Raw genomic sequence first — 13,750 nt, 5'->3', positions numbered from 1 at the left:
AGATACATCGTTCATGAAGTGTTTGGATAGACAGACGCGCAGAATTGAGCCGCGCTCGGAAGTGGCGTAGCAGGCTATTTCTTAGTGGTCTCCCTACAGCCTAAATGGCTTCATATTTTCAATGCAAGCGCTGTTAAACGCCGATGTGAAAATAACTTAATACTTTCGTGTTAAGTTAAAAAAACTGTTTAGAATCAATAAGTTATAGTTGTTGTTAGTTAGGCGTCAAAAAAATGTAAACGCCCTATATGGCGTTTTACTGGCGCCAAAGCTACGGCGTGGTGGCGCGACAATTGTCAGTAAAAAAAGTGCCGTCTTGGTTCATTATCGAAAGTTGCTGATGGGCTTACTGGGCCGCCGAGGCGCCCATGGTGGCGCAATACTGGCTTGCGACCGAGGTCGGCGATGGGCATAGTGGCCGCCACGTCTGCGCGCGTGCGAAAGCGAAGCGCGCCGCTACTGAAAGGACATTCAGGAGAAACGGGAATATGAACGGACTCGGTACGCGCCTGAGGGAAGAGCGTGAGCGGCTGGGCATGACCCAGCGGGTCTTCGGCGACATCGGCGGGGTGGAGCCGAACGCCCAGGGCAAATATGAGAGCGGTGAGCGGACGCCGCGTGCCGACTACCTGGCCGCACTGGCCGCCAGCGGAGTAGACGCGCTGTATGTGTTGAACGGGGTGCGCACGCCGGCACCGCTGGACTGCCTGAGCGCTGATGAAACCGGCGTGCTGAGCGCTCTTCGGCGTTTGCCAGAGGCTGACAAGGCCGCTTTGCAGCACCTGTTGTTGCGTCTGGCGGGCGAGGCCGTCGGGGGTGAATCGGCCTGGCAGCCACGGCAAAACCGTCAGACGTTTCTGACAGAAGTATTACGCTAGGTCCGCTGTGAAAAATTTTGTTAAGGTGGCGGGATCCAATCGCCCTGTTGACGAGGTGTGTGCTTGATTAGGGTCCTAGTGGTCGATGATCACGATCTGGTGCGAACCGGTATAACGCGCATGCTGGCCGACATCGACGGCCTGCAGGTCGTCGGTGAGGCAGATTCGGGCGAATCGGCGCTCAGACTCGCGCGGGAGCTCAAGCCAGACGTCGTCCTGATGGACGTCAAGATGCCGGGTATCGGTGGCCTGGAGGCGACCCGCAAGCTGTTGCGCAGCCACCCTGACACCAAGGTGGTCGCTGTCACGGTGTGCGAAGAAGATCCGTTCCCGACACGGCTGATGCAGGCCGGCGCTGCCGGTTACCTGACCAAGGGCGCCGGCCTTGATGAAATGGTCCAGGCCATTCGCCTGGCTTTTGCCGGCCAGCGCTACATCAGCCCGCAGATCGCCCAGCAGCTGGCGCTCAAGTCGTTCCAGCCGCAGGGCTCGCCGTTCGATGCGTTGTCCGAGCGGGAAATCCAGATTGCCCTGATGATCGTCGGCTGCCAGAAGGTGCAGATCATCTCCGACAAGTTGTGCTTGTCGCCCAAGACCGTCAATACTTACCGTTATCGAATCTTCGAAAAACTCTCTGTCACCAGTGACGTCGAATTGACCTTGCTGGCCGTTCGCCACGGTATGGTCGACGCAAGCCTTTGATCCCTCATGTCTGAAGTTTTTGATGCCAGCGCGTTTCTTGCGACCTGCAGTGGTCGCCCAGGCGTTTACCGTATGTTCGACGCCGAGGCGCGGCTGCTCTATGTGGGCAAGGCGAAAAATCTCAAGAAGCGTCTGGCCAGTTATTTCCGCAAGTCGGGCCTCGCGCCCAAGACCGCCGCGTTGGTCGGGCGCATTGCCCAGGTCGAGACCACCATCACCGCCAACGAAACGGAAGCGCTGCTGCTCGAGCAGAACCTGATCAAGCAGTGGCGACCGCCGTATAACATCCTGCTGCGCGATGATAAGTCCTATCCTTACGTATTCCTCTCGGACGGTGAATTTCCCCGCCTGGGCATTCACCGTGGCGCCAAGAAGGCCAAGGGGCGTTATTTCGGACCCTACCCCAGCGCCGGGGCCATTCGTGAAAGCCTCAGCCTGCTGCAGAAAGCGTTTTCGGTGCGCCAGTGCGAGGACAGCTATTTCGCCAACCGCACCCGTCCGTGCCTGCAATACCAGATCAAACGCTGCAAAGGGCCCTGCACCAACTTGGTCAGCCCTGAGGAATACGCCGAGGACGTACGCCATTCGGTGATGTTCCTCGAAGGTCGCAGCCAGCAACTGGGCAATGAGCTCAATGCTGAGATGGAAAAGGCCGCCATGGCCCTCAACTTCGAGAAGGCCGCCGCCCTGCGCGACCAGATTGGCCTGCTGCGCAGGGTTCAGGACCAGCAGCACATCGAGGGCGGTTCAGGTGACGTCGATGTGGTCGCAGCGTTCGTCAATCCGGGTGGCGCCTGTGTGCACCTGATCAGCGTGCGCGGTGGGCGAGTGCTCGGCAGCAAGAACTTTTTCCCGCAGGTGGGCATCGAGGAGGAAGTGGCCGAGGTCATGGCTGCGTTTCTCTCGCAGTACTACCTGGGCAACGTCGAGCGCGAGCTGCCGAGCGAGCTGATCGTCAATGTGGTGCACGAGGACTTCGAAGCCATCACCGAAGCGCTGCAGACCCTGCGCGGCCGTGAACTGAGCATCAGCCACCGGGTGCGTGGTACCCGGGCGCGCTGGCAGCAACTGGCGGTCACCAATGCCGAGCAAGCGCTCAATGCGCGCCTGGCCAACCGTCAGCACATGGCGGCGCGCTTCGAAGCCCTGGCTGAGGTGCTGGGCCTGGACGAAGTGCCGCAGCGCCTGGAATGCTACGACATCAGCCACTCCAGCGGTGAAGCCACCGTGGCCAGTTGCGTGGTATTCGGCCCGGAAGGGCCGGTCAAGTCCGATTACCGCCGCTTCAACATCGAGGGCGTGACCGCTGGCGACGACTACGCCGCCATGCAGCAGGCCCTGACCCGCCGTTACGGGCGTATCCGCGATGGCGAGGGCAAACTGCCCGACGTGCTGCTGGTGGACGGCGGCAAGGGCCAGCTGAACATGGCCCGCGAGGTGATGCAGGAGCTGGCCTTCACCGACCTGACCCTGCTTGGCGTGGCCAAGGGCGTGACCCGCAAGGCCGGTTTCGAGACGCTTTACCTGAACGATGTCGCCCACGAGTTCACCCTCAAAGGTGACAGCCCGGCGCTGCACCTGATCCAGCAGATCCGCGACGAAGCGCACCGTTTCGCCATCACCGGCCACCGTGCACGGCGCGGCAAGGCCCGGCGCACGTCGACCTTGGAAGACGTCGCAGGTGTCGGCCCCAAGCGTCGCCGCGAGTTGCTGAAACATTTCGGCGGCCTGCAAGAGCTCAACCGCGCCAGTATCGATGAAATCGCCAAAGCGCCCGGCATCAGTAAAAAGCTTGCCGAGTCGATTTATGCCAGCCTGCATAGCGAGTAGAATGCCGGCTCAACCCGCAGCCAGTCGTACCGATGAATATTCCAAATTTGCTCACCGTTCTACGCGTCCTGCTCATCCCGATCTTCATCCTGCTGTTCTACATGCCGTACCACTGGAGTTACCTGGCCGCCAGCACGGTGTTCGCCATCGCTGCCGCCACTGACTGGCTCGACGGCTACCTGGCTAGGCGCCTGCAGCAGAGCACGCCCTTCGGCGCGTTCCTCGACCCTGTGGCTGACAAGTTGATGGTGGCAGTGGCCTTGGTGCTGCTGGTGCAGGTGCATGCGAACTTCTGGCTGACCCTGCCGGCTGCGGTCATCATTGGCCGCGAAATCGTGGTCTCGGCACTGCGCGAGTGGATGGCCGAACTGGGCGCGCGGGCGCATGTGGCGGTCTCCAATCTCGGTAAATGGAAAACCGCGGCGCAGATGCTGGCCTTGGTGATTCTGCTGGGTAATCCGCCGCTGGTGAGCTTCTGGGTTGTGCTTGGCTATGGTCTGTTGCTAGTGGCGGCAGCGCTGACCTTGTGGTCGATGATTCACTACCTGCTGGCGGCCTGGCCGCACCTGCGCGAAGGCTCCGAGCAGAAATAAACTTTCTTTGAATCAAGGGGTTGACGCCGTTTCAGATATCGCTAGAATGGCACCCATCACGACGCGGGAATAGCTCAGTTGGTAGAGCACGACCTTGCCAAGGTCGGGGTCGCGAGTTCGAGTCTCGTTTCCCGCTCCAGTTATAGATCTACAGAGTTCCATGGAAGTCTGTAAGTCGTTGAAAAAAAGGGCCTTAGGGCCCTTTTTTCGTTCCAGCGGAAACCACCGAAAACCGGCAGTATCCGGACATTTTAAGTCCAGGATTGAGTCCAGAATTGGAAAACGCCCAATTCGCTTTTCCGGTAGAGCTAGGTGGCACACGAGACGAGCATTTGGCCTCTGACAGGTTCAGGAGGTCACCATGGCACTCTCGGAAATGGCGATCCGGCACGCTCGGGTCACCGGTAAGGATTACACACTCGCAGACAGTGACGGCTTGTTCCTCAATGTCACGGCGCAGGGTGGCAAGATCTGGCACTTCCGCTACTACTGGGCGGGACGGCAAAAGCGCATGTCGTTTGGCAGTTACCCTCAGGTCGGCCTTCGCGATGCGCGTGCACGGCGCGATGAAGCGCGAGCGCTGATTGCTCAAGGCACCAATCCCTGTGAGCAGCGCAAGCAGCAACGCCAAGCAGTGCGCCTTTCCAGTGATCATGCCTTTGAGTCCGTATTCAATCAGTGGATCGCCTTCCGCCGCTTGAGTCTCAAAGAGGGGCGACAGAGCACGTTGTCACAGATGCTGCGCATCTTCGCCAAAGATATACTGCCCCACATCGGCGACCGCTCAATCCATGACATCACCCGACATGTGCTCATGGAGCTGCTGGATCGTATCGAGTCTCGCGGTGCATTTACCACGGCGGAAAAGTGCCGGACCTGGCTCAATCAATTGTTTCGCTATGCGCTGGTGCGCATCCCTGGCCTGGAGCACAACCCTGCGGCCGATCTGGACGTTGTGGCGATGCCGAAACCTCCAGTGGAGCATAATCCTTTCCTGCGAATGGCTGAGCTGCCCCCGTTGTTAAGTAAGCTCCGTACTTACAACGGCGGTCAGCAGACTCTATTGGGAATTTGGCTTCTGCTACTCACTGGTGTCCGTACAGGTGAGCTGCGTTTGGCGACGCCTGATCAATTCGACTTGGAGCGTCGGCTGTGGATCATTCCGCCAGAAGTGGTCAAGCAGTTGCAGCTGAAGATGCGCAAGAGCCGTAGCAGCGCCTCCAAGGTGCCGCCATACATCGTTCCGTTGTCAGTCCAGGCGATAGAAGTGGTGGGGCTGCTGCTTGAGCGCGTAGTGCCCGCGCAGCGGCATTTGCTTGCCCATCGAAGCGACTTGAGCAAACGTATTAGCGAGAACACTTTGAACAGTGCGCTGCGCCGTATGGGCTTTGCTGACAGGCTCACCGGGCACGGCATGCGAGCTACCATCTCAACAGCTCTCAACGAGATCGGCTACCCGAAAGCATGGGTTGATGCACAGCTTTCACACGCCGACCCCGACAGGGTCAGCGCTTCGTACAACCACGCCGAGTACGTTGAGCAGCGCCGGGCAATGATGCAGGACTGGGCGAATCGACTGGATCTCTGCGCGCAAGGGCATGTACAGGCAGCAAGTGCACCCTTAACAATTCGGCTGGAGGGCACTGCGTCCGCTCCGGCACGGACTGACGCCACACAATTTGTAGCTCCACTGCACAATGTACTCGCACAACCTAAGCCGAAAGGGGCTGATTATGGTGCCAAACCTTGTAGGCCGGCTGTTGATTCGCAGGCTGAGATTGGCGGCAGGGAAGTCTCAGAGATCCAAAAAGAGCGCGCTGAAATGCTTGCAGCATTTGAAGCGCCAAGTACTCTTCCACTCCCCACATTTGCTCGGTTGGCAGGCAAATCTCGCGATCAGCTCAACCGGGATATCAAGGCTCGGAGGTTGCTCTCACTTAGTCTTGGAAATCGGGGGCAGCGAATCCCAGATTGGCAGCTTGATCCGTTGAAGCTCAAGCTGGTGCTTGCGGTATTCGAAGCACTGCCCGCAATAGGGGCCTGGGATGTCTATCGAATGCTGAGCAACCCTCATGGAAAGTTGCGCGGAAATGCTCCGTGCACAGCTGTTACCCTTGATAATTTTGAAGAGCTAGTGAACCTTCTGACCTCTATGCGCTAAGCGAAGATCGCCGCGACGGGTCGATGTGGCGAATGGCAGCTTTCGACCCATATGGCCTTTGCATGGGGTGCAAGGGGTCGAGTGTTCGAATCACTCCGTCCCGACCAAATAACTCCAAGAAATCCAGTCACTTAGCGGTGACTGGATTTTTTTATGCTTGTCCGTTTTTCTCTGGTTGGCAATTTTGCCCCACTTTTTGCCCCACCGAATTTCAACTGCCGTTAGTCAAGAATTCAGAAACGACAGAACCTTGGGTATTTTCATGCGCTCTTGCGAAGTGGCGATTAGCCGAGTGGAAGGGCGGTTGAAAGGTTCGAATCCCTACGCTTCCGCCACCATTTCTCATTAAAGCCCTGATTTTTCGGGGCTTTTTTGTGCCTATGTGTTTTTGGTCCCCCATCTGGTCCCCCATTATTAGTGTGGCTTTAACTGGTTTGCTGCGGATTGTGATGGACGTGCTTTTTTCATGGGGCCTAATGACTCACGTTAGGAAGGGGAGATTTCTCTAAGGCGGCGGAGGTGTGCTTGGCTCTTGCTGGCAGATATCGACCCGGCGCATGCATATTGGGGTTGCTTCGCGACCCATCGCCGATACGCGCGGCTCTCACAAATGCTGGCGCAGGTTTGGAAGCTGGTCACATTCCTATGGGAACCGGTTTGCCGCGATGAGGACTGAACTGCTAAACACAAAGCCTTGGATCGATGCCTGTCATCATATCGTCGCTATCGCCCTATAATGGATCAATAGAGCAGAATGGGCAGAGCATGAAGCGAACCTTGGAAGGTATGACCAAAGCCGGCGAGCCGCTACTGCGCGAAGCCCTTGATGCGATAAGGGCGCATCAGACCGCCCAAGATAACGGGGCATCTCCAGAGACAATCGAGCGGCTTAGAGTGTTGGCTGACTCTCTTTATCACGCGGTAGTGGATTTCCAGGTGCTTGAAGCCGGCAGTCTGTCTGAATCAGTTCACTGATATCGAGGCACTGATGCCCAAACAGTCGAAGATTTTGCCGCCCGACCACCCAGCCTACACCGAAGCAATTGAGGCAATGCGCCGGTACCACGAAGCTCAGGATAGCGACGCGCCTGCAATAGAGGTGGAAAGACTACGCCTGATAGCTCAGTCTCTGTTCCAAGCTGTAACCGACTATCAAATGAGAGCCTTTGGCCGCGGAGGCGGAAGTAATCACTGATTGGCAGTTGCGCGGAAGATGGTACGCCCTGTGAATGTCTGCTTTCGACCCAGCCCTTCAAGAATGTTTGCTACCGGCCACGACCTGTCGCTCGAATTTCCTGACTGAATGGCATGAATAGGCTGATATTAGTCATTCACGACCCATCTCGTGAATGACCGCTTCGATTGGGGCTGGCCAGGCTTCGTTTCAGAGGAGCGCTCAATGACTTAGCCGCATCTACCGTCTGTTGCTGGACGCCTCGGGTTATGTGAAGCAGTTATCTTGGTATCAGTTGGCGTCAACTACCTAATCCATTTACATGGCTCCAAAAATGTCCAAAAAACCGAATCCATCAACCTCTGTAGCTCCTGCAACTGCGCCGGCGGAAGGCGAACGTCGAGCACTCCGGGGATACATTGGCCAGTACGAGCGGGCGGGCGCTGCCATTTATGCTGCGCTGGAGCGCGACGAGCTGCTCTGGATCGGCGTCGCAGACCGCAACGCGGGTATTGCCGACGACTTGGTGCTCGGTTTCGATGGGTTGGTGGTCGGCCACCAGTTCAAGACGTCCAAGTTCCCAGGCACTTTCACTGTTGAGACGCTGTTTACTGGTGCCAACGGCCTCTTGAGGCCCCTGGTTCATGCTTGGCAGTGCCTGCGTAAGGGCAATGCGGGAAGCCGTGTCGAAATTCGCCTAGTCGTCAACGACTTTCCATCGATCACGGACAAGCCAGGCGACGGCACGCCGCCGCACAGCGCGGCATTCCTTGAAGAGTTCCAGCAGCATCCAAATCGATCGCTGTCGGATTGGTACGCGGCGGAATGGAGCCGACTGATCGACCACCTGCGCCGTGAAGCTGGCCTAGGCGATGACGATTTCGAACAGTTCTTGCACAGCCTCCGCGTGGTGTGCGGAGCTGCGGCGGACTTCATCCAGTCGCACAAGTTGAACGCCGAGCAGGCACGGCAGGCGTCCGAGATTGCAAGCGTACTGCCCAAGCTGGTCGCCGATGCACGCGACAAAGACAGGTGGACGCGTGACGAACTGCTTTGTGAGCTTGGCTGGCGTGATCCGGCCAAAACGCTGCTCATCCACCGGTTCCCGGTCGGCGCCTATGTCCAGCGCAACCGCGGCACCGAGGCCAAGCTGCTAGCCGCGCTGCATGCCGCCGACCAGGGCTACGTCTCACTCATAGGACCACCTGGCTCCGGGAAGTCCACTCTCCTGCAGGTTGCGCTGGCCACTGAGGCTAATATCCGGCTCGTTCGCTACTTGGCGTACGTGCCAGGTGCTGCTCAAGGTGTGGGTCGCGGGGAGGCCGACAACTTCCTGACTGACGTCGGCACGCAGTTACGCAACAGCGGTTTGGTTGGACTTCGTCTTCGCGACGACTCGCTGCATGAGCGCCGAGAGCAGTTCGGCGTCCTGGTACAGCAGGCTGGTGAACGCTTCGACCGCGACGGGATCCGAACAATCATCGTCGTCGACGGGCTCGACCATGTGCCTCGCGAAGAGCGGCCGACCAATTCGCTTCTGGGCGAGCTACCTCTTCCCGCTGCCATCCCCAACGGGGTTGTGTTCATCCTCGGCACGCAGCGGCTGGATCTCGCGAATCTGAAGCCCGCCGTAAGAGAGCAAGCTGAGAAAAGCGAGCGACAGGTTCTCATGGGACCTCTCGGCCGCGAGGAGGTCGCCCGGATGGCAGATGCGCTTGGCCTGCCTGCCGAGATTCCAAGATTGGATCTAAGCAAGCTATCGCATGGCCACCCGCTGGCAACGCGCTACTTAATTCATGCGCTGTTGCACGCGGACGAAGCCGGCCGTAAGCACCTTCTCAGCGGCGGGATGCCGTTCGACGGCGATATTGAGACCTTGTACAGCGCTGCTTGGCGCGAGATCGCAAGCGATGTCGATGCCATGGAAGTGCTGGGCTACATCGCTCGTGCTGAGGCACCTGTGGACCTGCGGCTGCTGGCCACAATGGTCAAGGAGTCCGCGATTGAACGCGCTCTGATCGTTGCACGGCACCTGCTCCGTAGTTCATCCCAGGGGTGGAGCGTCTTCCACAACAGCTTTCGGCTGTTCGTCATCGCTCAACCTCGAACCCGCCTCGGAAGCGTCGATGCCGAATACTCGCAGCGCGTGTACCGCGACCTCGCCCAGTTGGCGAAGAGCGCGCCGCCCGAATCGGCGCAGTACTGGCTTGAGTTGCGCTACCGCGCCCGTGCCGGCGACGGTGCCGATGTACTTGCGCTGGCTATGCCCGCTCGCTTCAGGCAGCAACTGGCTGACGGGGGGGCTATCGCCGAGATCCACGCCGATATCCGCCTGGCTCTGCTGGCAGTACGTGGAACGCACGACGCGACCGCCTTCTCACGGCTGCTGCTGTGTCGTGACGAAGTGGGGCGGCGCGAAACAGCCCTTGAGTACGCCAACCAGCTTCCGCTGGCGATGCTGGCGGTCGGGGACATTGATTCAGCCCTCTCTTTCGTGCAGTACTTCCCCAGCCAGGGCTACGAGGTCGTTGACGCCCTGTTGGCGCGAGGGGACTTCGAGCGGGCGAAGGAACTGTTTGAAAGCCTCGAGCCACTGTCGCAGCTCCATACGTCCAAGTTCCAGAACCACGGGCACGACCACAACATAACGGAATTCGAGAGGTGGGCAAGGCGCGCCGTCCACTTCCGAGACACCGAGCAGATCCAGATAGCGATTGACCACCTCGCGGCAGAGGGGTTACGCCAGCCCGAAAAGGTGGATCCGCAAACTGTCTCCGCGCTGCAACTGTATCTGAGGAGGGAAGCCGCAGAGGCGATGCTCCTTCAGAAGGTTGGCGCCGATCCACAAGACCTCTGCAGCAAGCTCGGGGTAGACAACGAAGACAAGCCTTCGGTGATGGTTCACGCAGGTCTTGTGGCCAGTCGGCGTGGCGACGTTGCCCAAGCGCTTGCCCTGTTTGATGCTGCCGCCGCCCTTCCTGGCTTCGTAGAGGTACCCAACGGCTACCGACGCCGGATGGCACTGATTGCATTCGAAGCTAACCGTCGTGACCTAGCCGAGGCCCTGTTCGACAAGCTGGTCGCACCGATGATCTCTATGTGCGACGACGAGACGGACCTGGCTGGGCTGGGTAATCTGGTCGGTGCGGTGATGCATCACGCGAGGCTTTGCACGCTGCTCAATAAGCCGCTGCCAAGCGCGACACCGTCGAAGCACACCTTCCTTCATCCGTTCCAGCAGCACGCCTCGACGATAGGCGTGTTGCTAGGTCGCGCCGCCGTCGACAACGCGTCCGTGCCGGCCGGCAGCATCCAGGACGAAGCCCGCATTGCCCTTGGGTACGTCCTACGTCTGACATCAGAAGGCGGCAGCGAGTCATATCGCATCCAGCAGGCCTTCAAAGCGGTCCCTATGCTCGTGCCAGCGCTGCTGAAGCTCGGCGCCAAGCGCGGCGAGACTGAGTACCGTGCGGTACTTCGGGAAATTGACGCAGCCATCGCCTCATCGACGCAGGGGGGCACTGCGTACCTGCGACGCAGATTGGCCGTCGATGCGTATAGGGTTGACGGTGACCGGGTGGCGGCCGTCGATCGACTCAACGCACTCGTGGCGGAGCTTCAGGAGAGCACGCCGAGCGAGCAGATCGACGGGTTGGCCGATCTGGCCATCGCGTTGGCTGCGGTCGGGGACTTAGAGCGGGCCAAACAGTTACTGGCGACGGTTCCCGAGCAATGCCTTGGCTACGCGTTGGCCCCCAAGAAAGACCCGCAGTACGCAATCTGGCGAGACATCCTGGTCCTTGCGAACGCCGCTGACCCGGAGAACCGTGTCAAGCGAGTATCGACCTTAATGCGCCAGGTCGGCGGCATGACCGAAACGGAAGGGTCGTCGGCCGCGCATCGTTTGACGATGTCGCTGATCGAAGAAGCGACACAGGTCGGACCTCGCTTCGGCTTCGAGGTGTCAAAGAGGCTGGCGGATTGGAATCTGATTGGCTGGCCGAACCGTATTGACCTGCTCATGACGGGGATGGTGCGGCGAAGTCCTGAACTCGTCTTGGCTTGCGCGACGGTCTGGTGCGGTCTGTGTCTGCCGTTCTACATGGAACCGTACTACCGGGACCCGCACCACGTCGGTGACTTCATCGACATCGCCGCCGACGCCGCAGGGCCTGGACAGATTGAACCGCTCGCGCGGATGTTTTTGGCGGTGATCGAAGTAGCCAGCAGGGCACACGAGAGGGTTGGACTGCTCCAGCGCCTTCGCACCGCTGCCGGAAGACATGAGTTTTCATCGGCCGAGCTCGACGCCGCCGTAGCCCGGTGGATGTCAGAAGCGCCGGAACCTCGACACTCGTATACGCCAAGCAAGTACGACTCGGAGACCACTCTCGAGCAGCTTGAGCGCGCGTTTGAAGCGGATGGCGACGAACTGGACTACAACGCCCCGTACCGCTTCAGAGATCTGGCCGAAACGGCCCCGCTTCATCTGGCGCAGAGGATATTTGAGCGCTGGCAGGTCTTGCAGGACGACGCGCGCTGCCGTTTCCTGATGGTTAAAAGGTTGGCTGCGGCGGGGGAGGTCGAGTACGCCAAGAAGCTGATGCAAGGCTACGAGTCAAGCAAGGACCCCTGGAGTTCCTGGAGCCAGTGGATGGGTGGCGGTAAGTTCTTTTACTTTGAGGCGAAGAAGCTATTGCAGGGACCATCCACATGCCCAGCCGCCTTCGAGAACATTGTCGATTCAGTAACGGCGGGCCAGGAGAACACCCAGTTACTGCTGACAGAGCTGAATTCGATACTGCCGGTAATCAGCGCGACGCCGGATTGGCCGGCCATCTGGTCGCTACTTGAGGAGCAGATGGCCTGCACTCGCGAGTTCCAACTGGGGCGAGCCTTCCAACCGAGCGAGCTACCGCTCAGCGACACGGAACTGTTGGAAAATCTGCTGCACTTTGCCTATCGGCTGCCCGTTGCAGAAGTTCAGCGACACGCACGCAATTGCACGTTGAGCCTGGCAAGGCAAGCCGGATTCGGCCAAGCTTTGTTCAAGTCCCTCATGCGGCGACTTATAGCCGGCGAATTAGATGCCCCCTTGCAGGCGCTCGGAACGCTGCTGGCTGCTGACAGCGCGGACCTTGCCCCCGAGCTGGGCAGCGTCGTGGGTGCGTTGGTCAGTCACCGTGACATCGCGGTGGCAGAGTCAGCCGCGCTCTTGTCGCATCGGTGGAGGCAGGCTGTCCCCTTGGCCGCGGTACCACTGCCGCTCTTCTATCGCCTTGAACTCGAGCACCCGCCAGAGGGCGACCAGGCATTCACGGACAAAAGAACTGGTGCTATGCGCGTCGAGTCGCCGCTTGGCTGGACCGAGATGTTGCGCTCGACGGCACGTCACATCGCGAGGGCCGCAGGCATTGAGGAGATGGCAGTCCGCCGACGCGCGGCAATGTTCATCCAGGATTGGGGTGGACTTGAGGCATTCGGGCCCTCTGGCATCAAAAGGCTTGAGACTCAGCTTCGCGTGCTCGACATGCAGATCACTTACCTGAAACCCCACGCCCACATTGCCATAGCCGCACTTCGCCACGTCGCGGGAGAACTGCGGCTTGCCGGCAAAGTGAAAGGCAGCGACATGCCCACGCTTTTGGAACGTTTGGGCTGCCCGCTTCCGCCTCGACCGCTGAAGCTCCCACGAGAGCGCCCCGAGTGGATCCGAATGCCGCTGTTGAACCGAAGTGCGGGTTGGTCCGAGCGAGAACGAAAGTGGATTGACGAAGTCGACGGTGACGTTGCCCCCTTCCCAGCAGACAGCCACGGCCAACTCGTGGCCGAAGTATCCCGCTTCAAGATTCTCAAGCCACGGTTGTCGGAGCACCGCCTCTACCGCTTTAGAGCACCCTCTGCTGAGATTGACAGTGAAGACTTCGACGACTGCTATGCCAGGCTGCCGATCGCTGTCTGGCTTGGCCAGTACGTCGCATTTGACAATGATCTGGCGCCAACGCTGGTAAGGAGAGTTGTTTGCTCGGTGGACATGGGCTTTGACGCAGCGGCCTATTCGTTCGCTTTGTGCCCGAACTGGGCGAAGCGACTTCGCTGGAGCGCGCATGACGAAGAGCCCAGCGTCTTCCTCGACCCGAGTGGCGCTGTGGTCGCAAGGCTCTGCTGGTGGCGTGATGCCGGCCCGGTTGATATCGATGCGGAGTCCCTGTGGGGCGAGGGTTGCTACCTCGTCCTGACGCCATTAGGCATCGAACAGGTAACCACTGCCCGTGGGAAGCCGGACCTGGACATCAGCGTGTTCGCAAGCAGGCAGATCAAGCAACCGAGCAGCTACGGGGAGTCTCTCTTGAAGACTGTAAAGAATGGTTACTCAATCTAAGCCATGCAGATTCAGCGGCGATGTCAAGCG

7 protein-coding genes and 2 tRNA genes are annotated in these 13,750 nt (G+C 59.3%); all 9 read left to right on the top strand.

The genetic code is table 11. From position 1 onward, the window contains the following. The first annotated feature begins 488 nt into the window (after positions 1 to 488). Complete coding sequence (locus ACLEJW_RS05660) at positions 489 to 878, top strand: helix-turn-helix domain-containing protein (RefSeq protein WP_313296298.1); 390 nt, start codon at positions 489 to 491, stop codon at positions 876 to 878. Between the two features lie 63 nt (positions 879 to 941). Next, complete coding sequence (gene gacA, locus ACLEJW_RS05655) at positions 942 to 1,580, top strand: response regulator transcription factor GacA (protein ID WP_145187488.1); 639 nt, start codon at positions 942 to 944, stop codon at positions 1,578 to 1,580. A 6-nt stretch (positions 1,581 to 1,586) separates the two neighbouring features. Beyond that, the gene (gene uvrC, locus ACLEJW_RS05650) at positions 1,587 to 3,410 is read left to right on the top strand and encodes an excinuclease ABC subunit UvrC (RefSeq protein ID WP_313296293.1); all 1,824 of its coding nucleotides are present in this window, start codon (positions 1,587 to 1,589) and stop codon (positions 3,408 to 3,410) included. Positions 3,411 to 3,442: 32 nt separating this feature from the next. Then, the gene (gene pgsA / locus ACLEJW_RS05645; RefSeq protein WP_145187482.1) at positions 3,443 to 4,003 is read left to right on the top strand and encodes a CDP-diacylglycerol--glycerol-3-phosphate 3-phosphatidyltransferase; all 561 of its coding nucleotides are present in this window, start codon (positions 3,443 to 3,445) and stop codon (positions 4,001 to 4,003) included. 63 nt (positions 4,004 to 4,066) lie between these two features. Continuing rightward, a tRNA-Gly gene (locus tag ACLEJW_RS05640) sits at positions 4,067 to 4,142 on the top strand. A gap of 222 nt (positions 4,143 to 4,364) precedes the next feature. Then, positions 4,365 to 6,164, top strand: coding sequence for a tyrosine-type recombinase/integrase (locus ACLEJW_RS05635; protein WP_440777184.1), 1,800 nt, complete (start codon positions 4,365 to 4,367; stop codon positions 6,162 to 6,164). A 16-nt stretch (positions 6,165 to 6,180) separates the two neighbouring features. Beyond that, positions 6,181 to 6,271, top strand: a tRNA-Pro gene (locus ACLEJW_RS05630). 658 nt (positions 6,272 to 6,929) lie between these two features. After that, the gene (locus tag ACLEJW_RS05625) at positions 6,930 to 7,139 is read left to right on the top strand and encodes a hypothetical protein (protein WP_440777183.1); all 210 of its coding nucleotides are present in this window, start codon (positions 6,930 to 6,932) and stop codon (positions 7,137 to 7,139) included. Positions 7,140 to 7,672: 533 nt separating this feature from the next. Then, positions 7,673 to 13,720 carry an ATP-binding protein gene (locus ACLEJW_RS05620; protein WP_440777182.1) on the top strand — a complete coding sequence of 2,016 codons (6,048 nt, stop codon included), beginning with the start codon at positions 7,673 to 7,675 and terminating at the stop codon, positions 13,718 to 13,720. The last annotated feature ends 30 nt before the right edge of the window (positions 13,721 to 13,750 follow it).

This window comes from Pseudomonas sp. SMSB3 (assembly GCF_052041965.1).
Taxonomy (GTDB): Bacteria; Pseudomonadota; Gammaproteobacteria; order Pseudomonadales; family Pseudomonadaceae; genus Aquipseudomonas.
Note: the sequence above shows the minus strand (reverse complement) of the source record. Positions and strands in the feature narration are given on the sequence as shown.

Bases quoted from the DNA above. Each gene is read 5' to 3' on its own strand.
- ACLEJW_RS05660 (WP_313296298.1), top strand. From the start codon at position 489: ATGAACGGACTCGGTACGCGCCTGAGGGAAGAGCGTGAGCGGCTGGGC.
- uvrC (WP_313296293.1), top strand. From the start codon at position 1,587: ATGTCTGAAGTTTTTGATGCCAGCGCGTTTCTTGCGACCTGCAGTGGT.
- pgsA (WP_145187482.1), top strand. From the start codon at position 3,443: ATGAATATTCCAAATTTGCTCACCGTTCTACGCGTCCTGCTCATCCCG.
- ACLEJW_RS05635 (WP_440777184.1), top strand. From the start codon at position 4,365: ATGGCACTCTCGGAAATGGCGATCCGGCACGCTCGGGTCACCGGTAAG.
- ACLEJW_RS05625 (WP_440777183.1), top strand. From the start codon at position 6,930: ATGAAGCGAACCTTGGAAGGTATGACCAAAGCCGGCGAGCCGCTACTG.
- ACLEJW_RS05620 (WP_440777182.1), top strand. From the start codon at position 7,673: ATGTCCAAAAAACCGAATCCATCAACCTCTGTAGCTCCTGCAACTGCG.